Origin of the sequence: Citrobacter amalonaticus (assembly GCF_018252635.1) — a bacterium.
Lineage (GTDB): Bacteria > Pseudomonadota > Gammaproteobacteria > Enterobacterales > Enterobacteriaceae > Citrobacter_A > Citrobacter_A amalonaticus_E.
In genome coordinates, this window is record NZ_JAGTXM010000003.1 from 356044 (window position 1) to 379032 (window position 22989).

Consider the following 22989-nt stretch of genomic DNA (forward strand, 5'->3'; position numbering starts at 1 on the left):
ACTCCAGTTATCGTTTTCCGCTGTGCAACCAGAACGGTTCCTGATTGTTCGCCTCATTGCGGAAATGTTCAATTTCAATATGTTGACCGGTGGCAATGGCATGAAGCAGCCCTTGCCAGTTCTCAAGCCAGGCCTGAACCACCGTCGCATCGTAATATCCTGCCAGCAGCAAAACGGTGTCGATATCTCGGCGTAAACGTGGTAACTGATCGCGATACCGGTCGCCCAGAGGTTGCCCAAAGACGCTTTTAAGCTCAGCAGCGGTACGCGAAAGATGGATATCAGCGAAGCGCTTGAAAGAATCCGCCATTTTGGCCTGCGCCTTTGCGTCCAGAAACGGCTGCCAGGCTTTGGTCACCAGCCACTCGGTCAGCGCCAGTTTCGCCATTGCCGTTTGGATGGTGTAAACCGCCGTCTCGGCAGAGACCGCCGACGCGATGGTCGCTTCCGACTGGCTTAGCAGATCACGTAAGTGAGCGCTCGCTTTACGTGGAACAATACCGCCAAACAGCATCAGGGTATGACGCACCAGGCCCATCGCGGACAGCACATCCGCCTTCGCTGCCTTATTACCACGAACCCAGAGTTCTTCGTGGTACTGCCATTGTGCCAGCGCCAGCTCCAGAGCGGCTTCCAGCCCGTGTTCCACGCTGGCTTTCGCGGGCGCTTTCAGCACCGCTGTCGGTTTGATCTCGCGTGGAGGATTCCCCTGCGCCAGATGATATCCACGCGCCGCTTTACTCAGGCTGCCCTGGCGCAGACCCGCCTGGTTCACCAACTGATTTGCCAGCTTCAGGACCGCCCGGGTATCACCACTCAACAGTTCAAGCTCCAGCTCGCAAATTGGCTCAGCCAGCTCACCCGCTTTTACCTCGCCTAAATCGAGAGCGATCTCAATCTGGCTGCCGTCCACCGTAAGCAACCATTTCTCTCGTTCAAAGTCGGTACTGAACAACGGCTGCACGCGGGAGATCAGATCGGCAGGCAGCTCACCGTTTGGCCACACTTCCGAGGGAAATTGCGTTAAATCCAGCGTGGGTTCGTTCAGGGAGACATTGTATTCCGGTCGCTGGTGTAAACCGCCGGTCACCCGCCCGGCAATTTTCATGGTCATCTCATAGCGACCGTTCTCCCCCCGAATACGCAGTCCCATGTCGTGACCACGCAACCACTTATCCCCGGTCTCGTAGTAAACATTCAACAGCGGGCTGGGCGCATGATGCTCGCCTCCGAGCGTATTCAGATGGTCACGCAGCGCGTTCACCGCGTCGTGATTAACGATAAATTTTAATTCAATTTCCTGAGCCATGGCCTTGTACTTACCGGTTATGTCACATAAGGGAGAATCACGACGAACTTACGGTGATCTTTTTTGTCAGTAGATAGTATTTTGCGCCAAATTGCCATGCAACGAGCAATTTGACGGGCGTAAAAGTTTTGAAGTAGCGGTAAACCGGACACAGATGATTCCGATTGATGTCGAATGCTTTGCGTAGAGACACTGATACCACTACTATCGTTCCACTTTCTATGACAATAACGACAGCCTGATGCCAAAATTACGCCTGATTGGATTTATGTTACTCGCACTTAGCGCTACTGCCGTGTCACACGCCGAAGAAAAGCGCTATGTCTCTGATGAACTGAACACCTGGGTCCGCAGTGGTCCGGGGGATAATTATCGCCTCGTTGGCACGGTCAACGCGGGCGAAGAAGTCACGCTGTTACAAACTGACGCCAACACGAACTACGCGCAGGTCAAAGACAGCACCGGGCGGACAGCCTGGATCCCAATGAAAGAGCTGAACAGTACGCCAAGCCTGCGCACCCGCGTGCCGGATCTGGAAAATCAGGTCAAAACGCTGACCGAAAAGCTCAACAATATCGACACCACCTGGAATCAACGCACGGCTGACATGCAGCAGAAGGTGTCGCAGAGCGACAGCGTGATCAACGGGCTGAAAGAAGAGAACCAAAAGCTGAAGAACGAGCTGATTGTGGCGCAGAAGAAGGTCAGCGCCGCAAATCTGCAGCTTGATGATAAGCAACGTACCATCATCATGCAGTGGTTTATGTATGGCGGCGGCGTGCTGGGACTCGGCCTGCTTCTTGGTTTGATCCTGCCTCACATGATCCCAAGTCGGAAACGCAAAGACCGCTGGATGAACTAAATCGCCTTCTCCGCCACACTGTCATATGATTAAGGGATTGTATTTCCCTGGAGAGGTGGTGTGGCGTGAAGATTTATCTGGTCGGTGGTGCGGTTCGGGATACGCTGTTAGGGCTACCGGTTAAAGATAAAGATTGGGTGGTGGTTGGCGCCACACCGCAACAAATGCTCGACGCGGGCTACCAGCAGGTAGGTCGCGATTTTCCTGTTTTTCTCCATCCGCAAACCCACGAAGAGTATGCCCTTGCGCGTACCGAGCGTAAGTCCGGCTCGGGGTATACCGGATTCACCTGTTATGCCGCGCCGGACGTCACGCTCGAAGACGATCTCCAGCGACGTGACCTGACTATTAACGCCCTGGCGCAAGATGATGACGGTCAGATTGTCGATCCCTATCAGGGACGTCGCGATCTGGATAAACGCCTGTTGCGCCATGTCTCGCCCGCCTTTAGTGAAGACCCGCTGCGCGTGCTGCGCGTGGCGCGCTTTGCCGCTCGCTATGCGCATCTGAGCTTCCGTATTGCTGATGAAACCATGGCGCTGATGCGCGAAATGACGCACGCCGGTGAGCTGGAGCATCTGACGGCCGAACGCGTCTGGAAAGAGACCGAGAACGCGTTAACCACGCGCAACCCACAGGTCTATTTCCAGGTCTTACGCGACTGCGGCGCGCTGCGTGTGTTGTTCCCGGAAGTCGATGCGCTGTTTGGCGTCCCGGCCCCGGCGAAGTGGCATCCGGAAATCGATACCGGAATACATACTCTGATGACGCTGTCGATGGCGGCGCTGCTCAGCCCAGCGGTTGATGTGCGTTTCGCTACGCTGTGTCACGACCTCGGCAAAGGTTTGACGCCGCCGGAACTCTGGCCGCGACACCACGGACACGGCCCGGCTGGCGTCAGGCTGGTCGAGCAGTTGTGCCAGCGCCTGCGCGTACCGAATGAAATTCGTGATTTAGCCAAACTGGTGGCGGAGTTCCACGATCTCATCCACACCTTCCCGATACTGCAACCTAAAACCATCGTGAAGCTGTTTGATTCGATCGACGCCTGGCGTAAACCCCAGCGCGTAGAGCAGATTGCGCTCACCAGCGAAGCCGACGTGCGCGGACGGACAGGGTTTGAAGCCGCGGATTATCCGCAGGGGCGCTTACTGCGCGAAGCGTGGGAAGTCGCGCAATCGGTCTCCACCAAAGACGTTGTCGAGGCCGGATTTAAAGGCATTGAAATTCGCGAAGAGTTGACCCGACGCCGGATTGCGGCGCTCACCCGCTGGAAAGAGACCCGTTTCCCGAAGGCGGTTAGTTAAAAGCTGTGAATGCCGGATGGCGCTGCGCTTATCCGGCCTACGGTATCGTATCTCAACGCGTAGGCCGGATAAGGCGTTTACGCCGCCATCCGGCATTAAAGATCCGTCAGAAAAACACCACGTAAACCGCCGCGGCGACGATAAAGCGATAGATCGCAAACGGAATGAATGAGATCCGCTTAATCAACTGGAGGAAGGTTTTGATGGCAACCAATGCGACCACGAAGGCGGTGACAAAACCGACGGCAAACATGGGGATATCGGCCACTGTCAGGAACGACCAGCTTTTGTAGAGATCCAATGCCGTAGCGCCCATCATCATCGGTACGGCCAGCAGGAACGAAAACTCAGACGCTGCGTAACGGCTCACGCCCATCAGCATCCCGCCGGAAATGGTCGCCCCGGAGCGGGAGAAACCCGGCCACAGCGCCAGACACTGAAAACAGCCAATCATGAATGCCTGACGGTAAGTCATATCATCCAGACCCGGTGCGCGCGGTTCTTTCGGCTTCAGACACTCTGCGGCGATCAGCAGTAAGCCGCCCACCACCAGCGCATACATCACATTCACCGGGTTAAACAGCGATTTAATCGTATCGTGGAAGACCAGTCCCAGCACCACCGCCGGGATCATCCCCAACAGAATGTGGATCAGCGTTAAACGACCTTTACTTTCTCCTTCACGCTGTAGCGGACGACCAAAGTGAATACCGATCAGGCCAAACAGACGCCGCCAGAACATGACCACCACCGCGAGAATGGATCCCAACTGGATCACCACCTCAAACGTCTTTGCCGTGTCACCCTCAAATCCCAGCAGATGACCCACAATGATCATGTGCCCGGTGCTGGAAACGGGCAAAAACTCCGTCAATCCTTCGACCACACCCAAAATTGCCGCAATCAGCAGCGAGTGCATATCGCTCATCAATAAACCCCTAAATAGAAAAATCTACTGCACAAAAAGATCCCGTTTTAAGACTCTTTTATATCCGTTTGGTTTAACAAATATGAAGATAATTATTTTTCTTTCAGATTATTGCTACGCTCAATGATTACGCCCACATTGGCCGCGCGTGCCACCGCGCCGGGCTTACTGAGCTTGATGCGCACCCACGGTGAATTAAAGCGCGTAAGCAGCAGTTCTGCCACCTCTTCGGCAACACGCTCCACCAGCGCAAAGCGCCCACCTTCAACGTGGTTAACGACCACCCCGGCGATATCCGCGTAGCTCAGGCAGTCGGCGACATCGTCACTTTTTGCTGATTTTCGGTTATCCCATGCCATTTCGATATCGAACACCAGCTTCTGTTCAATCGTCTGTTCCCAGTCGTAAACACCAATAGTGGTGATTACCGAAAGTTGCTCTATAAATACAATATCCATCACGACCTGCCTGCTTTTTGGCTAACCCGGATACCACTTCCGGCGAAATATGCGTATTATCCACAGAAGTAGCGTTTTACACGACCTTTTCAAAACGGAACAGCTTATGAGTGCAATCGCGCCTGGAATGATCCTCTTCGCGTACCTCTGCGGCTCCATTTCCAGTGCCATTCTGGTCTGCCGCATTGCTGGCTTGCCCGACCCGCGTAGCAGCGGTTCCGGCAACCCTGGCGCGACCAACGTGTTACGAATCGGTGGCAAGGGAGCAGCCGCAGCGGTCCTGATTTTTGACGTCCTGAAAGGAATGTTGCCCGTCTGGGGCGCATATGCGTTGGGCGTTAGCCCGTTCTGGCTGGGGCTTATCGCCATCGCCGCCTGTCTGGGGCATATCTGGCCCGTCTTCTTCGGTTTCAAAGGCGGGAAAGGCGTGGCGACAGCCTTTGGCGCTATCGCGCCTATCGGCTGGGATCTCACCGGCGTAATGGCGGGCACCTGGTTGCTCACCGTTCTGTTAAGCGGCTATTCATCGCTGGGAGCGATCGTCAGCGCGCTGATTGCCCCGTTCTATGTCTGGTGGTTCAAACCGCAGTTCACCTTCCCGGTCTCCATGCTGTCGTGCCTGATTTTGCTGCGCCATCATGACAACATCCAGCGTCTGTGGCGCCGCCAGGAAACGAAAATCTGGAGCAAATTGCGCAAGAGACGCGAGAAAGATCCCGAGTAAAGTTGGCCGGAAATGGCATTGTCCAGCCCGGCCTACAGCACCTGATAACCTTCGTCCGGCTTGCCTAATCGCTGCTGGCACCATGCCGCCAGAAACTCCACGCAGACTCTGAGCTTCACGCTGCGATACAGCGGCTCCTGATATACCGCCCAGATGTTGGCGCTCTGCGCATACTCCGGCAACACTCGCACCAGTTTGCCGCTCGCCAGAAACGGTTGCACATCCCACTCTGAACGCAACATGATGCCCTTGCCTTCCAGCGCCCATTGCAGAACGACCTCACCGCTGTTGGAAGAGAGATGCCCGCTCACTTTGACCGATTTTTTCGTCGTGCCATTTCCCAGTTCCCATATTCCGTGAGTCATGTCACGCTCTTTTGTCACCAGACAATCATGGTGACTTAATTCCTGCAGGGTTTTGGGTTCAGGATATTTTTGTAAGTATTCAGGGGCAGCACACAATATTCTTTTATTCTTTGTTAACAAATGCGCAATATAATAATCCGGAATTTCATCGTTAATACGAATATCCAGATCGATATTATCCTGAACCAAATCAATTTGCCGATCGAAGAGTTCAAAATGGACCTGTAACTCAGGATAATTGCGCATCAGTTCGGTAATCGCTGGCGCAATGTGGCTGCGGCCAAATCCAAAGCTACAGCCAATACGAATCATCCCTTCCGGGCGCGTTTTGATTTGCGTCACGTCGTCAATCAAATGCTGATATTGCGTCAGGATCACCTGCGCCTGTTCGTAACAACGCTGACCGCTTTCCGTCAACGCCACCCCGCGCGCCGAGCGGTTAAGCAGCGTAGTGCCAAGCGTGGTTTCCAGGATCTGAATCCGCTTCGTCACAAAGGCCGGGGTTTGTCCGAGCGCGCTTGCTGCGGCGCTAAAACTGCCCGTATGGACAATTTCCACCAGCACCTGAAGGTCTTTGGCTAAGGGCCAGTTTTTTAGCATTTTGGGGTTATCCATGAAATTGATACCGGAAGTGTAATTCGCAATCTCAGGTTAATCTCTGCCCTTGCTCAATTTTCATCATCTTTCTTTAGCATCATTCACGAACTGTTAATTGCATATACACAGGGGCAAATAATATAAAACCACACATTCAATGGTAGTTTGTAGCGGAGTATTTATTTCCAGACAAATAAAAGAACTGGAGTTGACATGATGAGCAATCAAAATAATCAAATTGCGGTTAATACACTGACGGAAATAGTCGCCAATTTTACCGCCATGATTTCCACCCGCATGCCCGACGATGTAGTGGACAAATTAAAACAGCTACGGGATGCCGAAACCTCAAAGATGGGGCAAATCATCTACCACACAATGTTCGACAACATGCAGAAGGCAATCGATCTCAACCGTCCAGCCTGTCAGGACACCGGTGAGATCATGTTCTTCGTGAAGGTCGGTTCCCGTTTCCCGCTGTTGGGTGAGTTACAAAGCATTCTCAAGCAAGCGGTGGAAGACGCCACGGTGAAAGCGCCGCTGCGCCACAATGCGGTAGAGATTTTTGACGAAGTCAATACCGGTAAAAACACCGGTAGCGGCGTACCGTGGGTGACCTGGGACATCATCCCTGACGGCGAAGATGCGGAAATTGAAGTCTATATGGCCGGTGGCGGCTGCACGCTGCCGGGGCGCTCCAAAGTGCTAATGCCTTCTGAAGGCTACGAAGGCGTCGTGAAATTCGTCTTTGAAAACATCTCGACGCTGGCCGTCAACGCCTGCCCGCCGGTGCTGGTCGGCGTGGGGATTGCCACCTCTGTTGAAACGGCTGCCGTGTTGTCGCGCAAAGCGATACTGCGCCCAATCGGCACCCGCCATCCCAATCCCAAAGCGGCAGAGCTCGAGCTGCGTCTGGAAGAAGGGCTGAACCGGCTGGGCATTGGACCGCAGGGGCTGACGGGCAACAGTTCCGTGATGGGCGTGCATATCGAATCCGCCGCACGTCACCCCTCGACCATTGGCGTCGCCGTCTCCACTGGCTGCTGGGCGCATCGTCGCGGTACGCTGCTGGTCCATTCTGACCTCTCCTTCGAAAACCTGTCTCACACCCGGAGCGCGTTATGAAAAAGATCCTCACAACCCCGATCAAAGCCGAAGACCTGGAAGACATCCGTGTTGGCGATGTGATCTACCTGACCGGTACGCTGGTGACCTGCCGCGACGTCTGCCACCGCCGCCTGATCGAACTGAAGCGCCCGATCCCCTACGACCTCAACGGCAAAGCGATTTTCCATGCCGGGCCGATCGTGCGTAAGAACGGTGAAAAATGGGAGATGGTCTCCGTCGGCCCGACCACCAGCATGCGTATGGAAGCCTTTGAAAAAGAGTTCATTGAGCAGACGGGCGTCAAACTGGTGGTGGGGAAAGGCGGCATGGGACCGCTAACAGAAGAAGGTTGCCAGAAATTCAAGGCGCTGCACGTGATCTTTCCGGCAGGCTGTGCGGTACTGGCAGCCACCCAGGTGGAAGAGATCGAAGAGGTACACTGGATAGAGCTCGGGATGCCGGAATCACTGTGGGTTTGCCGGGTGAAAGAGTTCGGTCCGCTGATTGTCTCTATCGACACTCACGGCAACAACCTGATCGCCGAAAACAAAAAACAGTTCGCTGAACGTCGTGGTCCCATTGTCGACGAAATCTGCGAACACGTGCATTACATCAAATAACCCTTCCGGAGAGGCCTGTGCCTCTCCCTCTTTCGCAGGGATACGACAATGGCACCTTTATCTGGTTGGTGGCGATATCTGGCTCCGCTGGTGGTCATCGCCATTATTGCTGTTTTGCCCGTCCCCACCGGTCTTGAGAGCCACACCTGGCTCTACTTTGCGGTCTTTACCGGCGTCATCGTGGGACTCATTCTTGAACCTGTGCCCGGCGCAGTTGTGGCGATGATTGGGATATCAATTATCGCGGTTCTCTCGCCGTGGCTTTTGTTCAGCCCGGAACAACTCGCCCAGGACGGATTTAAATTTACCTCCAAAGCACTCTCGTGGGCGGTTTCTGGTTTTTCTAACTCGGTGATCTGGCTGATTTTCGCCGCTTTTATGTTTGGCACGGGCTATGAAAAAACCGGCCTTGGTCGACGCATTGCGCTGATGCTGGTGAAAAAAATGGGGCACCGCACGCTATTTCTTGGCTACGCGGTGATGTTCTCTGAGCTAATCCTCGCCCCTGTTACACCGTCTAACTCAGCGCGCGGCGCAGGGATCATCTACCCGATAATCCGCAACCTGCCGCCGCTTTATAACTCAAAACCCAACGATCCCAGCGCACGCTCCATTGGCTCTTATATTATGTGGATGGGGATCACCGCCGACTGCGTGACCAGCGCCATTTTTCTGACGGCAATGGCACCGAACCTGCTGTTGATTGGCCTGATGAAGACCGCGTCCCATACGGCGCTGAGCTGGGGCGACTGGTTCTTAGGCATGCTGCCGCTGAGCGTTTTGCTGGTTCTGCTGGTACCGTGGCTCGCCTATGTGCTGTATCCGCCTGTGCTGAAGTCGGGCGATCAGGTGCCGCGCTGGGCGGAGTCGGAACTAAAGGAGATGGGTCCGCTCTGCTCGCGTGAGAAAAAGATGCTGGTGCTGATGGTTGGTGCCCTGGTGCTGTGGATCTTCGGTGGGGATTACATCGATGCCGCCATGGTCGGTTATAGCGTCGTCGCTTTGATGCTGGTGCTGCGCATCATCTCCTGGGATGACATCGTCAGTAATAAATCAGCGTGGAACGTCTTCTTCTGGCTGGCCTCGCTTATTACCCTCGCAACCGGACTGAACAACACCGGCTTTATCACCTGGTTTGGCAAACTTCTGGCCAGCGGGTTGAGCGGCTACCCACCGGTAATGGTGATGATCGCGCTGATCGTGGTGTTCTGGCTGTTGCGTTACTTCTTTGCCAGCGCTACGGCGTATACGTCCGCGCTGGCACCGATGATGATCGCTGCTGCGCTGGCAATGCCAGAAATTCCCTTACCGGTATTCTGCCTGATGGTGGGTGCGGCTATTGGTCTGGGCAGCATTCTCACCCCGTATGCGACCGGTCCAAGCCCTATCTACTATGGCAGCGGTTATCTGCCGACCGTCGATTACTGGCGGCTGGGGGCAATTTTCGGCCTGATTTTCCTGGTGCTGCTGCTGGCGACCGGGCTTATCTGGATGCCTCTCGTTTTGCTTTAACCCCGTTGGGGCGGCAGGGCTGTCGCCCCTTTTTTCCATAAGCGTCTCATATGACCGTTTTCCCGCCGCGCTGAGGCATACTTTTTGCCATGCAAACACCCTCACGCTGAGAAGGGAAACGCTCTGAATACCGTTGCGCACAAGACACCAACACGGGGCTGGCAGGCCGAACTCGATCTGCGGTTTAGCCATACCGCGCATAAAACAGTGCTCACCCGCGCACACCACGTCGGTCCCCTGACGGTTCAACGGCCATTTTATCCGCACGACGATGTTTGCCACCTCTATTTGCTCCATCCTCCCGGCGGGATTGTCGGCGGCGATGAGCTTCAAATTTCCGTCACGCTGGACGAAAACAGTCACGTATTAATCACCATGCCCGGTGCGGGTAAGTTTTATCGTAGCGCAGGCCCACAGGCGCGTCTGCATCAGACGTTCACGCTGGCTCCAAATGCGACGCTGGAATGGCTGCCGCAGGATACGATCCTGTTCCCTGGCGCTAACGCCGCTCTGCGCTCCGTTTTTCATCTTGCTACTGAAAGCCGTCTTCTGGGCTGGGATCTGCTCTGCCTCGGGCTACCGGTTATGCAAGAGACGTTCAGCCACGGCACGCTGCATAACCGTCTGGAGATCTGGCGCGACGGGCAGCCGCTGCTCATTGAACGCCTGACGCTGAGGGATGGGGATCTCTCGGCCATTGCCAGCCAGCCGTGGTGCGGCACCCTGCTCTGCTATCCGGCCACGGAACAGATGCTAGACGGTGCTCGGGAACGCCTTGCTCCGCTCGGTGATTATGCCGGGGCAACACTCGTCGACTCGCTGCTGACGGTTCGTTTTCTGGCTGACGACAACCTGATCGTTCAGCGCGTCATGCGCCAAATCTGGCAGTTTTTGCGCCCGCTGTTAACCCAAAAGCCACCGCACCCACCGCGCATCTGGCAAACCTAAGAGACTCCCTATGGAACTGACTCCCAGAGAAAAAGACAAGCTGTTGCTCTTTACCGCCGCGCTGGTCGCTGAACGCCGGCTGGCCCGCGGTCTGAAACTAAACTACCCGGAATCGGTGGCGCTCATCAGCGCCTTCATCATGGAAGGGGCGCGCGACGGCAAAAGCGTTGCCTCGTTGATGGAAGAGGGTCGCCATGTTCTGAACCGTGAGCAGGTGATGGAAGGCGTTCCTGAGATGATCCCGGATATCCAGGTAGAAGCGACCTTTCCGGACGGTTCAAAGCTGGTTACCGTCCACAGTCCGATCGTCTAAGGAGCAACCATGATTCCAGGTGAATATCGGATCGCGGCAGGCAATATCCCGATCAACGCAGGTCGTGAAACGCGCACGATCGTGGTGGAGAACCATGGCGATCGCCCTATCCAGGTGGGATCGCACTACCACTTTTACGAGGTCAATCCGGCGCTTCGTTTTGCCCGCGAATCTGCGTTGGGTTTTCGGCTGAATATTCCGGCGGGGACAGCGGTACGTTTTGAGCCGGGACAAAAGCGGGAAGTCGAACTGGTTCGTGTCGCGGGCGCACAGCGTATTTTTGGCTTTCGCGGCGACGTCATGGGGACGCTGGAGGTGAAACATGGCTGAGATTTCCCGGCAGGCTTACGCCGACATGTTCGGCCCGACCACTGGCGATAAAGTGCGTCTGGCGGACACGGATCTGTGGATCGAAGTAGAAAACGATCTCACCACCTATGGAGAAGAGGTGAAATTCGGCGGTGGCAAGGTGATCCGTGATGGCATGGGCCAGGGACAGATGCCGTCTCAGGAATGCGTGGATCTGGTCATTACCAATGCGCTAATCGTCGATCACTGGGGGATCGTCAAAGCGGATATCGGCATTAAAGACGGCAGGATTTTTGCCATCGGCAAGGCCGGAAATCCGGATATTCAGCCTGACGTGACGATTCCGATCGGCGTTGCCACCGAAGCGATCGCCGGCGAAGGCAAGATCGTGACCGCAGGCGGCGTGGATACCCATATTCACTGGATCTGCCCGCAGCAGGCGGAAGAGGCGCTGGTCTCCGGCGTGACAACAATGATTGGCGGCGGTACCGGACCGGCTGCCGGCACCAACGCCACCACCTGCACGCCGGGGCCGTGGTATATCGCCCGGATGCTACAGGCGGCGGATACGCTGCCCGTCAATATCGGCCTGCTGGGCAAAGGCAATGGCTCCCATCCCGATGCGCTGCGCGAGCAGGTTGCCGCCGGCGCCATCGGCCTGAAAATCCATGAAGACTGGGGCGCGACGCCTGCGGCGATCGACTGCGCGCTGACCGTGGCCGATGAGATGGATATTCAGGTGGCGCTGCACAGCGACACGTTAAACGAGTCGGGCTTTGTCGAAGATACGCTGGCGGCGATTGGCGATCGCACCATCCACACCTTTCATACCGAAGGAGCCGGTGGCGGACATGCGCCGGATATCATCACCGCCTGCGCGCATGCCAATATTCTTCCCTCCTCCACCAATCCGACGCTGCCTTATACCGTCAACACCATTGATGAGCATCTCGACATGCTGATGGTCTGCCACCATCTGGACCCGGATATCGCCGAGGATGTGGCGTTTGCCGAATCGCGGATTCGTCGGGAGACTATCGCCGCCGAAGACGTGTTGCATGATATTGGCGCGTTTTCGCTAACCTCATCGGATTCCCAGGCCATGGGGCGCGTGGGGGAAGTGATCCTGCGCACCTGGCAGGTGGCGCACCGGATGAAAGTCCAGCGCGGTCCGTTAGCGGAAGAGACGGGGGATAACGACAATCTGCGCGTGAAACGCTACATCGCCAAGTACACCATTAACCCGGCGCTGACTCACGGCATCGCGCACGAAGTGGGTTCCATTGAAGCCGGAAAGCTGGCGGACCTGGTGCTCTGGTCACCGGCCTTTTTTGGCGTGAAGCCTGCAACGATCGTGAAAGGCGGCATGATCGCCTGCGCGCCGATGGGTGATATCAACGCCTCCATCCCCACGCCGCAGCCCGTACATTACCGCATGATGTTTGGCGCGCTCGGCGCGGCCCGTCATCATTCACGACTAACCTTTCTGTCGCAAGCGGCAATGGAAAACGACGTCGCACAGCAGCTCAATTTGCAAAGCCAAACCGCCGTGGTGAAAGGCTGCCGGACGGTGAAAAAAGCCGACATGATCCACAACAGCCTGCAACCCCATATCACCGTAGATGCCCAAACCTATGAGGTCCGCATTGACGGTGAACTCATTACCAGCGAACCCGCTGACGTCCTGCCGATGGCGCAACGTTACTTTTTATTTTGAGGAGCCGAGATGCTGTTATTGACCCAACGCGTTGACCCCCCAGCGTATGTCACCGCCACGCTGACATTACCGATTGATATCCGCGTGAAGAGCCGGGCGAAAGTGCAACTTAATGACGGGCGTGAGGCAGGGCTGATGCTGCCCCGCGGTCTGCTGTTGCGCGGCGGTGATTGCCTGAGCACTGAGGACGGCGCTGAGGTGGTGGAAATTATCGCCGCCAGCGAAGCGGTATCGGTGGTGCACTGCGCCGATCTCTTCCTGCTCGCAAAAGCCTGCTATCACCTCGGTAATCGTCACGTCCCGCTGCAAATTCTCCCGGACGAACTGCGCTATCACCACGATCACGTACTGGACACGATGCTGCGCCAGTTCGATTTGCAGGTGACGTTTGCGCATCTGCCGTTTGAACCGGAGGCCGGAGCGTATGCCAGTGAATCGCACGGTCATCATCACAGCCATGCGCACTGATGCGTGACGCCCGACAACAGTTACGCCTGTTGCAGCTCGCCAGCAGCAGCCTGCCGGTGGGTTCGTTTACCTGGTCCCAGGGGCTGGAATGGGCGGTCGAAACCGGCTGGTCGAACAGCGTGGAGACGTTCGCGCACTGGCAAACCCAACAGATGGAAAATAATTTTTTTACCGTCGATCTGCCGCTGTTCGCCCGTCTGTATCGCGCCTGCGAGCAGAACGATATTGAGGCCGCACGCCGCTGGTCCGCGTATCTGCTGGCCTGCCGGGAAACCCGCGAACTGCGGGAAGAAGAGCGTAGCCGTGGCGTGGCGTTCACCCGACTGGTGATCGACTGGCAGCCAGAGTACCCGCAGTCATGGCGCACGCTTTTTGCTGACAGTCAGCTCTGCGGTATGGCCTGGCTCGGCGTGCAGTATCGCATTCCGCTGCACGACCTGGCGTTGACGCTCGGCTACAGTTGGATCGAGAGCGCCGTGATGGCCGGAGTCAAACTGGTACCGTTTGGTCAACAGGCCGCGCAACGGCTGATTATTTCACTTTGCGATCGTTACACACAGGGCATGGCACAGGCACTCGAATGCCCGGATGAAAATATCGGTTCTGCGACACCGCTTGCCGCCATCGCCTCTGCCCGTCATGAAACCCAATATTGCCGTTTATTTCGCTCCTGAGGAGAGACAATGAGTGAGTACAAACATCCCCTGCGCGTTGGCGTAGGCGGCCCGGTTGGTTCCGGGAAAACCGCCCTGCTTGAATCACTATGCAAAGCCATGCGCGACACGTATCAACTGGCAGTAGTGACCAACGACATCTACACCAAAGAAGATCAGCGGATTCTCACTGAAGCAGGTGCACTGGCGCCGGAACGTATTGTCGGTGTAGAAACCGGCGGCTGTCCGCACACCGCCATCCGCGAAGACGCCTCGATGAATCTGGCAGCGGTGGAAGCATTAAGCGAAAAATTCGGCAATCTGGATCTGATTTTTGTCGAGAGCGGCGGCGACAACCTGAGCGCCACCTTCAGCCCGGAACTGGCGGATCTGACGATCTACGTGATCGATGTGGCCGAAGGGGAAAAGATCCCGCGCAAAGGCGGGCCTGGGATCACCAAATCGGATTTCCTGGTGATCAACAAAACCGATCTCGCTCCCTATGTCGGCGCATCGCTTGAGGTGATGGAGCGCGACACATTGCGCATGCGCGGCGAGCGCCCGTGGACGTTTACCAATTTGAAATCGGGTGACGGTCTGGCGACGATTATTGCGTTTCTGGAAGACAGAGGCATGTTGCGGGTGTAGTACGGTGTATTGCCGGGTGGCGGCTTCGCCTGACCCGGCCTACGGTCTTGTCGACGCGGTAAACGCAGAGAATAGATTCGTAAGCCCGGTAAGCGTAGCGCCACCGGGCAGGACAAACAGCACTTAAGCCGCGGGCAGTTCCGCCAGCGGCCAGCGTGGACGCACGGTCACGCCGAGATCCGCCATGGCGCCCGCTTTAAAGCGCACCATACCGGCATAGGCAATCATCGCCCCGTTATCGGTGCAAAATTCCGGGCGAGCATAGAACACCTCGCCCCGGCGTTTTTGCATCATCTCCGCCAGCTTCGCGCGAAGCGTGCGGTTGGCGCTGACACCGCCCGCCATCACCAGACGCTTAAAGCCGGTCTGATCAAGCGCGCGTTTACACTTGATCATCAGCGTATCCACCACCGCGTCTTCAAATGCCCGTGCAATATCGGCACGGGTTTGCTCATCGTCGCCGTTATTGCGGATGGTATTCGCCGCAAAGGTTTTCAGCCCGGAGAAACTGAAATCCAGTCCTGGACGATCGGTCATGGGCCGTGGGAAAACAAAACGCCCGGCGGTGCCCTGTGACGCCATTTTCGACAGCATCGGGCCACCTGGATAGTCAAGCCCCAGCAGCTTGGCGGTTTTATCGAACGCTTCACCGGCGGCATCATCAATCGACTCACCCAGCAGTTCATACTGTCCGATGCCCGTCACACTAATAAGCTGGGTATGTCCTCCCGACACCAACAGCGCCACGAAGGGGAATTCCGGCGGGTTATCTTCCAGCATTGGCGCCAGCAGATGCCCTTCCATATGGTGTACGGGGATGGCGGGTACATTCCAGGCAAACGCCAGAGAACGACCGACGGTTGCGCCGACCAGCAGCGCGCCGACCAGACCCGGTCCTGCGGTATACGCCACTGCATCAATCTCTTTCGCACTCAGTCCCGCCTCTTTCAGCGCCGCCTGAATCAGCGGCACCGTTTTGCGGACATGATCGCGGGAGGCCAGTTCTGGCACGACCCCGCCATAGTCAGCATGTAATTTCACCTGACTATACAATTGGTTGGCTAACAGACCTTGTTCGTCGTCGTAAATGGCGATGCCGGTTTCATCGCAGGATGTTTCAATTCCCAGTACACGCATGACTTGTTTCTACCTCACGTTATTACCGCGCAGTGTAGGTCGAATGCGGGGAGATGTATACCCTCACTCCCGATTTCGTGTATACTCTCCCCCCTTATAAAAGTCCCTTTCAAAATCGCATCGGTGCTTTACAAAGCAGCAGCAATTGCAGTAAAATTCCGCACCATTTTGAAATAAGCTGGCGCTGATGCCAGCGGCAAACCGAATTTATTAAAGGTGAGAGTTACATGCCGGTAATTAAAGTACGTGAAAACGAGCCGTTCGACGTAGCACTGCGTCGCTTCAAGCGTTCCTGCGAGAAAGCAGGCGTTCTGGCGGAAGTTCGTCGTCGTGAGTTCTATGAAAAACCGACTACCGAACGTAAACGCGCTAAAGCTTCTGCTGTGAAACGTCACGCGAAGAAACTGGCTCGCGAAAACGCACGCCGCACTCGTCTGTACTAATCTCTGTCGGGGGCTGAGGCTCTCGATTCAGACCGAGTTGTAGTTGTAAGGCCGTGCTTCCGGAAGGAATGCGCGGCTTATTTTCGTTTATATACGTCATCATTCAAGCTGCCTCTGCGTTGGCTGTGTTCGTTCACCCCAGTCACGTACTGATGTACGCTCCTGAGGATTCGCTCTCTTGCCGCCTTGATGCATCCTGAATGATTTTGTGTATATGAGTCATAAAAAATAAACGGGGCATATGGCTGGACGAATCCCACGCGTATTTATCAATGACCTGCTGGCACGAACCGACATCGTCGATCTCATTGACGCGCGGGTAAAGCTGAAAAAGCAGGGCAAGAATTATCACGCGTGCTGTCCGTTCCATAACGAAAAAACCCCTTCTTTCACCGTAAACGGTGAAAAACAGTTTTATCACTGCTTCGGATGCGGCGCGCACGGCAACGTTATCGACTTCCTGATGAACTACGACAAGCTCGAGTTCGTGGAAACCGTCGAAGAACTGGCGGCCATGCACAACCTCGAAGTCCCGTTTGAAGCAGGCACAGGCCCCAGCCAGATAGAGCGCCATCAACGGCAAAGCCTTTATCAACTGATGGATGGCCTGAACACGTTTTATCAGCAATCTCTGATGCAACCCGCCGCTACCCCCGCGCGCCAGTATCTGGAAAAGCGAGGACTCAGTAGTGAAGTGATCGCGCGTTTTGCTATTGGCTTTGCGCCCCCCGGTTGGGATAACGTCCTGAAACGGTTTGGCGGCAATAGTGAAAATCGTCAGTCACTGGTAGATGCGGGCATGTTGGTCACTAACGATCAGGGACGCAGTTACGATCGCTTCCGCGAACGGGTGATGTTCCCCATCCGCGACAAGCGTGGTCGGGTGATAGGTTTTGGTGGTCGTGTGCTGGGTGATGCCCTGCCGAAGTACCTTAACTCCCCGGAAACCGATATTTTCCATAAGGGCCGCCAGCTGTATGGCCTTTATGAAGCGCAGCAGGATAACGCCGATCCGCAACGTCTGTTAGTGGTGGAAGGCTATATGGATGTGGTGGCGCTGGCGCAGTATGGCATTAACTATGCTGTGGCGTCGCTGGGCACTTCAACCACCGCCGACCATATTCAGCTCCTGTTCCGCGCCACGAACAACGTCATTTGCTGTTATGACGGTGACCGGGCAGGACGAGACGCCGCCTGGCGTGCGCTGGAAACGGCTTTACCTTATATGACCGATGGTCGTCAGCTACGCTTTATGTTTTTACCTGACGGCGAAGACCCCGATACGCTGGTGCGTAAAGAGGGGAAAGAGGCATTCGAAGCCCGGATGGAGCAAGCGCTGCCGCTCTCCGCGTTTCTGTTTAATAGCCTGCTGCCGCAGGTGGACCTGAGCACCCCTGATGGGCGCGCGCAGTTGAGTACGCTGGCGCTGCCGCTGATCACGCAGGTTCCGGGTGAAACGCTGCGCATTTATCTGCGACAGGAACTGGGCAACAAGCTTGGCATTCTGGATGACAGCCAGCTTGAACGATTGATGCCTAAATTGTCTGAAAGTGGTGCTTCCCGACCCGCTCCGCAGCTAAAACGTACGACCATGCGTATACTGATAGGACTGTTGGTGCAAAATCCGGAACTGGCGCCGCTGGTGCCGCCGTTAAGCGGTCTGGACCAGAATAAACTGCCCGGACTTGGCTTATTCGCCGAACTGGTCAACACTTGTTTGTCCCAGCCAGGGCTAACTACCGGACAGCTTTTAGAACACTATCGTGGCACAAATGATGCGGCCACCCTTGAAAAACTGTCGATGTGGGACGATATAGCAGATAAGGATATTGCTGAAAAAACCTTCACCGACTCACTCAACCATATGTTTGATTCGATGCTTGAGCTGCGCCAGGAAGAGCTGATTGCCCGCGAGCGCACACATGGTTTAAGCAGCGAAGAACGCCGGGAGCTCTGGACGCTGAACCAGGAACTGGCGAAGAAATAATTGAAACAGACAAAATCATTCGAGTTGTATCAAGGCAGCAAGAGAACGCCGCTAGCGCAGAGACAACTTGAAGGATGAAGTATTTAACGGCTTAAGTGCCGAATAGCGATCGGGAAGCCCCCGACAGCCGCACTGAGAGGCAGCGGCACAAATATAAGTACGCCCTCGCTTTAAATGTTGGCAGCAACGGCTTGCTGACGCTAATCAAACGAATTAAGTGTGGATACCGTCTTATGGAGCAAAACCCGCAGTCACAGCTGAAGCTTCTTGTCACCCGTGGTAAGGAGCAAGGCTATCTGACCTATGCCGAGGTCAATGACCATCTGCCGGAAGATATCGTCGATTCAGATCAGATTGAAGATATCATCCAAATGATCAACGACATGGGTATTCAGGTGATGGAAGAAGCACCGGATGCCGATGATCTGCTGCTTGCTGAAAACACCACCAGTACCGACGAAGACGCGGAAGAAGCGGCTGCGCAAGTTCTCTCCAGCGTAGAGTCTGAAATCGGTCGTACTACTGACCCGGTTCGCATGTATATGCGTGAAATGGGTACCGTTGAACTGTTGACCCGCGAAGGCGAAATCGATATTGCGAAACGCATCGAAGACGGGATCAACCAGGTTCAGTGCTCCGTTGCCGAATATCCAGAAGCCATTACCTATCTGCTTGAGCAGTACGATCGCGTTGAAGCTGAAGAAGCCCGTCTGTCCGATCTGATCACCGGTTTTGTCGATCCAAACGCGGAAGAAGATATGGCGCCTACCGCCACTCACGTCGGTTCTGAGCTGTCTCAGGAAGACCTGGATGACGACGAGGACGAAGACGAAGAAGATGGCGACGACGACAGCAGCGATGACGACAACAGCATCGACCCTGAGCTGGCGCGCGAGAAGTTTGGCGAACTGCGTACGCAGTACGAAGTCACGCGTGACACCATCAAAGCGAAAGGTCGTAGCCACGCCGATGCTCAGGCTGAGATCCTGAAGCTGTCTGAAGTGTTCAAGCAGTTCCGTCTGGTGCCGAAGCAGTTCGACTACCTGGTGAACAGCATGCGCGTCATGATGGACAGGGTTCGTACCCAGGAACGTCTGATCATGAAGCTCTGCGTTGAGCAGTGCAAAATGCCGAAGAAGAACTTCATCACCCTGTTCACCGGCAACGAAACCAGCGAAACCTGGTTCAACGCGGCTATCGCAATGAACAAACCGTGGTCTGAAAAGCTGCATGATGTAGCCGATGATGTTCACCGCGGTCTGCAAAAGCTGAAACAGATTGAAGAAGAGACCGGCCTGACTATCGAGCAGGTTAAAGACATCAACCGTCGTATGTCCATCGGCGAAGCGAAAGCGCGTCGTGCGAAAAAAGAGATGGTTGAAGCCAACTTACGTCTGGTTATTTCTATCGCCAAGAAATACACCAACCGTGGTCTGCAGTTCCTGGATCTGATTCAGGAAGGCAACATCGGTCTGATGAAAGCGGTCGATAAGTTCGAATACCGTCGCGGTTACAAGTTCTCCACCTACGCAACCTGGTGGATCCGCCAGGCGATCACCCGCTCTATCGCGGATCAGGCGCGCACTATTCGTATTCCGGTGCATATGATTGAGACGATCAACAAACTCAACCGTATCTCCCGCCAGATGCTGCAAGAGATGGGTCGTGAACCGACGCCGGAAGAGCTGGCTGAACGCATGCTGATGCCGGAAGACAAGATCCGTAAAGTGCTGAAGATCGCCAAAGAGCCGATCTCCATGGAAACCCCGATCGGTGACGATGAAGATTCGCATCTGGGTGATTTCATTGAGGATACCACCCTCGAGCTGCCGCTGGATTCTGCGACCACCGAAAGCCTGCGTGCGGCAACGCACGACGTGCTGGCCGGTTTGACCGCGCGTGAAGCAAAAGTCCTGCGGATGCGTTTCGGTATTGATATGAATACCGACCACACGCTGGAAGAAGTGGGTAAACAGTTCGACGTTACCCGTGAACGTATCCGTCAGATCGAAGCGAAGGCGCTGCGTAAACTGCGTCACCCTAGCCGTTCTGAAGTACTGCGTAGCTTCCTGGATGATTAATCTCGTCGCATAAACAGCAAACGCCACCTTCCCGGTGGCGTTTTTTTTACATCCCGCGCACGATCAGCGCCTCATCCAGTTCCCTGAAGGCTTCCACCAGCTTATCCAGCGTAATACGACTTAATCCGCTGGTATTCGGCAATACCCACACCTGGGTTTCGCCAATCGTTATGCTCTGCTTTCCCCACTGTACGCCGCGCTGGCTGAAGCCTTGTTCAAACGCCTGCTTACCCAGAATCGCCAGGGCCTGCGGTTGATAATCTTCGATTTTGGCAATCAGTTGACGCCCACCATCATGCAGTTCTTTACGCGAAACTTCATTAGCCTGCACCGTCGGTCTGTCGACCAGTTTGGTCACGCCACAGCGAAAATCCAGCAAGTGCTCGGCCTCTTGCGGTTTAAGCTGACGATCGGTAAAACCGGCCTGATGGATTACTTTCCAGAAACGGTTTGCCGGATGCGCAAACGGAAACCCCGTTCCGGCAGAAGAGAGCCCCGGATTGATGCCGCAGAACACGACCCGCAGCCCCGGTGCTAAAATGTCGTTTACCATGAATACCTCACAACGCTACGTCATGAGAAAAGTATAACGGATTGAAAATACGTTGTTTAATAAAACAGCATACGTACGGTTATGGCTGGATTGCGCGCGGGAGTTACTTTATAATTCACCGCCACGGCCCCTTAGCTCAGTGGTTAGAGCAGGCGACTCATAATCGCTTGGTCGCTGGTTCAAGTCCAGCAGGGGCCACCAAATATCAAGGGCTTACGTAAAAATGTAGGCCCGTAGTCTTTTCTAGGATACCAATAGGATACCCAAAAAAAGTATTAGCAGTTATTACTACCAGTTCCTATTCCCTCGTACTTAGAAGATAAAAAAAGCCACTTACGTGGCTTTTTTTACTTTACTCCTGCTTTTTTTTGCAGGGGGCTTCGCCTTATCAGATTTTCTTAATCCCTGGAAGGAAGTGGCAGGCAACAGTAAGGGGCCATACTTCTGGCGGGAGGTAAGAGAAATCAACTGTTCTCTAACACAACCATAAAGCATAGATGCACCATTACATACAATCAGCTTCTGCTTCTCTTCCTCAACATCAGAAAAATCAGATTCAAAAATACCTTCAACTATAAATCTAAACGCATAAGGAAACGTTGAAGCATCCTCTGGTGCACATCCCACTTCCATGGTGAGAAGAAAACTATCTCCTTCTTGCGCCTCTGCCAACGTTACAACAGTATTAATATTAACATTTTCGAAAGAAGGATAAGGTCCTTCAACTACAATATCGTCGTACTCAACATTTCTAGCTTTAACAGAAATTTCAGTAAAGTGATAATGTTTAATAGCAATTGGTGATTTCATACCTTCCATGATTAGCTAGCCAACATATAGTAGTATTCAACTTCTTTACTGGCACGAGGCTTCTCAGTCTTAGTAACTTGTTGCTTAGTGCCAATGAAATCAGACCATGCTTTCCTATTCAAAGACACAGCCGTCTGTAAAATCACTTCACTCTTACTCAAATTCGTACACGCCCTCTCATGTAACTCATTAATATTCCTGATAATTTTAGAAGAATATTCTACATAAGAACTTTTTTGCCACGGTTGTAGCGGTTTTTCTTGATTAGGTTTTCTAAATACAACATCGAAATCCAAATCAAGGGCATCCAAGAGCACAAAAAGGGTTTTGATTGTGATGTTGGAAGAACCGTTGAGCAGCTTACTCACACGGCTAGGTTTCCAATCCAACTTCTCAGCCAGTTCAGCTTGCGTTTTTCCAGAGTGAATCAGGGCATTGACAAGATCTACAGCCAGTTCTTGCGCCTTGATTTCAAAACGAAAATCCACATCTGATGAGTCCCATACAGCAGAAAAGTCAATCGGTTTTTTTACGCTTTTCGCTTCGGACGTTTTCATATTATTCAATCTCAAATAGTTCTAACTGTTTGTTTTTAATATCATTAAGGTAACTTTTTACTTCAGCCTCTAAGTCGAGCTTTTGTTTTTTTGTTAGCTTATCTTCTCTTTTTACAAAAGCTGAGGTTAAGAGGACGACTCGATCTTCTCCGTAATAGAAAGTTATGCGAACTGCCTTTCCCTTCCATACTCTCCAGATAGTATGTTCTTTGCCATCATGAGTGAAGGTATGGCAGTCATGGCATTGTTTTGCATCGTAATAATTCTTAAATGGTTTTCCTGAGGATGCTACCTGAATCATTTTTACCAGTGCACTCAATGCATCTTTCTGATCCCGGATCTCCATTTCAGCAATTTGCTGTAGCAAAAAGCATGTATCGCTATTCTCCTCATCACACCTAGCATACAACGTACTTGCACTAGTGACTTGATGAGGATCTGGTTCAGGACGCTGCAGAGCTGCGTGATTGATCTTCAAATAATGGGCCATTATGTTAACTTAAAAGTTAAGACTGAGCACGTTTTTTGTCAATAGCACGGGCGGTTTTTAGTAAAGGTCTTAAGCCTAGTTGCCAC

Annotated in this window: 25 protein-coding genes and 1 tRNA gene; 17 read left to right on the forward strand and 9 right to left on the reverse strand. The window is 54.1% G+C overall.

What is annotated here, in order from left to right; all coding sequences use genetic code 11:
* Positions 1-7: 7 nt before the first annotated feature.
* Positions 8-1309: an inorganic triphosphatase gene (locus KE671_RS11420; RefSeq protein WP_206163056.1), complete on the reverse strand. Its 1302-nt coding sequence runs from the start codon at positions 1307-1309 to the stop codon at positions 8-10.
* A 241-nt stretch (positions 1310-1550) separates the two neighbouring features.
* Between KE671_RS11420 and KE671_RS11425 the strand changes: the two genes are divergently transcribed.
* On the forward strand, positions 1551-2171 hold the full coding sequence (locus KE671_RS11425) for a TIGR04211 family SH3 domain-containing protein (protein WP_206163057.1): 621 nt from the start codon (positions 1551-1553) through the stop codon (positions 2169-2171).
* Between the two features lie 65 nt (positions 2172-2236).
* The gene (locus tag KE671_RS11430) at positions 2237-3478 is read left to right on the forward strand and encodes a multifunctional CCA addition/repair protein (protein WP_206163058.1); all 1242 of its coding nucleotides are present in this window, start codon (positions 2237-2239) and stop codon (positions 3476-3478) included.
* Positions 3479-3584: 106 nt separating this feature from the next.
* On the opposite strand, the gene bacA is transcribed toward KE671_RS11430, so the two are convergent.
* Together bacA and folB are read right to left on the reverse strand one after the other, a co-directional pair.
* Positions 3585-4406 (reverse strand): undecaprenyl-diphosphate phosphatase, encoded by an 822-nt coding sequence (gene bacA, locus KE671_RS11435; RefSeq protein ID WP_042324294.1) that lies wholly within the window; start codon positions 4404-4406, stop codon positions 3585-3587.
* A gap of 92 nt (positions 4407-4498) precedes the next feature.
* Complete coding sequence (gene folB, locus KE671_RS11440) at positions 4499-4864, reverse strand: bifunctional dihydroneopterin aldolase/7,8-dihydroneopterin epimerase (protein WP_206163059.1); 366 nt, start codon at positions 4862-4864, stop codon at positions 4499-4501.
* 106 nt (positions 4865-4970) lie between these two features.
* On the opposite strand from folB, the gene plsY reads away from it, so the two are divergent.
* Complete coding sequence (plsY, locus tag KE671_RS11445) at positions 4971-5588, forward strand: glycerol-3-phosphate 1-O-acyltransferase PlsY (protein WP_206163060.1); 618 nt, start codon at positions 4971-4973, stop codon at positions 5586-5588.
* Positions 5589-5620: 32 nt separating this feature from the next.
* On the opposite strand, the gene ttdR is transcribed toward plsY, so the two are convergent.
* The gene (gene ttdR, locus KE671_RS11450) at positions 5621-6553 is read right to left on the reverse strand and encodes an L-tartrate utilization transcriptional activator TtdR (protein WP_206163240.1); all 933 of its coding nucleotides are present in this window, start codon (positions 6551-6553) and stop codon (positions 5621-5623) included.
* Positions 6554-6763: 210 nt separating this feature from the next.
* Here ttdR and ttdA point away from each other — a divergent pair, with 210 nt between their 5' ends.
* The 10 genes from ttdA (at position 6764) to ureG (ending at position 14845) form a co-directional block, all read left to right on the forward strand.
* Entirely contained in the window at positions 6764-7675 is a 912-nt protein-coding gene (gene ttdA, locus KE671_RS11455; RefSeq protein WP_206163061.1) for a L(+)-tartrate dehydratase subunit alpha, read from the forward strand.
* Positions 7672-8277: a L(+)-tartrate dehydratase subunit beta gene (gene ttdB / locus KE671_RS11460; RefSeq protein WP_206163062.1), complete on the forward strand. Its 606-nt coding sequence runs from the start codon at positions 7672-7674 to the stop codon at positions 8275-8277. Before ttdA ends, ttdB begins: the two co-directional genes overlap by 4 nt.
* Before the next feature lie 48 nt (positions 8278-8325).
* Complete coding sequence (locus KE671_RS11465; protein ID WP_206163063.1) at positions 8326-9789, forward strand: anion permease; 1464 nt, start codon at positions 8326-8328, stop codon at positions 9787-9789.
* Between the two features lie 123 nt (positions 9790-9912).
* Positions 9913-10737 carry an urease accessory protein UreD gene (locus KE671_RS11470; protein WP_206163241.1) on the forward strand — a complete coding sequence of 275 codons (825 nt, stop codon included), beginning with the start codon at positions 9913-9915 and terminating at the stop codon, positions 10735-10737.
* 10 nt (positions 10738-10747) lie between these two features.
* Positions 10748-11050, forward strand: coding sequence for an urease subunit gamma (locus tag KE671_RS11475; protein WP_061076260.1), 303 nt, complete (start codon positions 10748-10750; stop codon positions 11048-11050).
* Positions 11051-11059: 9 nt separating this feature from the next.
* On the forward strand, positions 11060-11380 hold the full coding sequence (locus KE671_RS11480; RefSeq protein WP_206163064.1) for an urease subunit beta: 321 nt from the start codon (positions 11060-11062) through the stop codon (positions 11378-11380).
* Positions 11373-13076: an urease subunit alpha gene (gene ureC, locus KE671_RS11485; RefSeq protein ID WP_206163065.1), complete on the forward strand. Its 1704-nt coding sequence runs from the start codon at positions 11373-11375 to the stop codon at positions 13074-13076. Before KE671_RS11480 ends, ureC begins: the two co-directional genes overlap by 8 nt.
* Positions 13077-13085: 9 nt before the next feature.
* Positions 13086-13544 (forward strand): urease accessory protein UreE, encoded by a 459-nt coding sequence (gene ureE / locus KE671_RS11490; protein WP_206163066.1) that lies wholly within the window; start codon positions 13086-13088, stop codon positions 13542-13544.
* Positions 13544-14218, forward strand: a complete 675-nt coding sequence (locus KE671_RS11495; RefSeq protein ID WP_206163067.1) for an urease accessory protein UreF — start codon at positions 13544-13546, stop codon at positions 14216-14218. The genes ureE and KE671_RS11495 overlap by 1 nt, the downstream gene beginning before the upstream one ends.
* Before the next feature lie 9 nt (positions 14219-14227).
* A complete protein-coding gene (gene ureG, locus KE671_RS11500; RefSeq protein ID WP_206163068.1) occupies positions 14228-14845 on the forward strand; it encodes an urease accessory protein UreG in 618 nt (205 codons plus the stop codon).
* Positions 14846-14968: 123 nt separating this feature from the next.
* On the opposite strand, the gene tsaD is transcribed toward ureG, so the two are convergent.
* Positions 14969-15982, reverse strand: coding sequence for a tRNA (adenosine(37)-N6)-threonylcarbamoyltransferase complex transferase subunit TsaD (gene tsaD / locus KE671_RS11505; RefSeq protein WP_206163069.1), 1014 nt, complete (start codon positions 15980-15982; stop codon positions 14969-14971).
* A gap of 227 nt (positions 15983-16209) precedes the next feature.
* Between tsaD and rpsU the strand changes: the two genes are divergently transcribed.
* The 3 genes from rpsU to rpoD all read left to right on the forward strand — a co-directional run bounded on the left by rpsU (position 16210) and on the right by rpoD (position 20493).
* Positions 16210-16425 carry a 30S ribosomal protein S21 gene (gene rpsU / locus KE671_RS11510; protein ID WP_001144069.1) on the forward strand — a complete coding sequence of 72 codons (216 nt, stop codon included), beginning with the start codon at positions 16210-16212 and terminating at the stop codon, positions 16423-16425.
* Between the two features lie 241 nt (positions 16426-16666).
* A complete protein-coding gene (gene dnaG / locus KE671_RS11515; RefSeq protein WP_206163070.1) occupies positions 16667-18412 on the forward strand; it encodes a DNA primase in 1746 nt (581 codons plus the stop codon).
* Positions 18413-18645: 233 nt separating this feature from the next.
* Positions 18646-20493: an RNA polymerase sigma factor RpoD gene (gene rpoD, locus KE671_RS11520; RefSeq protein WP_206163071.1), complete on the forward strand. Its 1848-nt coding sequence runs from the start codon at positions 18646-18648 to the stop codon at positions 20491-20493.
* A gap of 46 nt (positions 20494-20539) precedes the next feature.
* Here the strand turns inward: rpoD and mug are convergent, their stop codons facing one another.
* On the reverse strand, positions 20540-21046 hold the full coding sequence (mug, locus tag KE671_RS11525) for a G/U mismatch-specific DNA glycosylase (protein WP_206163072.1): 507 nt from the start codon (positions 21044-21046) through the stop codon (positions 20540-20542).
* A gap of 125 nt (positions 21047-21171) precedes the next feature.
* Here mug and KE671_RS11530 point away from each other — a divergent pair.
* Positions 21172-21247, forward strand: a tRNA-Ile gene (locus KE671_RS11530).
* A 132-nt stretch (positions 21248-21379) separates the two neighbouring features.
* Here KE671_RS11530 and KE671_RS11535 read toward each other — a convergent pair.
* From KE671_RS11535 to KE671_RS11545, 3 genes are read right to left on the reverse strand one after another with little or no spacing between them, the layout of a single operon-like run.
* Positions 21380-21856 carry a hypothetical protein gene (locus tag KE671_RS11535; RefSeq protein ID WP_206163073.1) on the reverse strand — a complete coding sequence of 159 codons (477 nt, stop codon included), beginning with the start codon at positions 21854-21856 and terminating at the stop codon, positions 21380-21382.
* 11 nt (positions 21857-21867) lie between these two features.
* Complete coding sequence (locus KE671_RS11540) at positions 21868-22413, reverse strand: helix-turn-helix domain-containing protein (RefSeq protein WP_206163074.1); 546 nt, start codon at positions 22411-22413, stop codon at positions 21868-21870.
* Position 22414: 1 nt separating this feature from the next.
* Entirely contained in the window at positions 22415-22903 is a 489-nt protein-coding gene (locus KE671_RS11545; protein WP_206163075.1) for a hypothetical protein, read from the reverse strand.
* Positions 22904-22989: the final 86 nt, after the last annotated feature.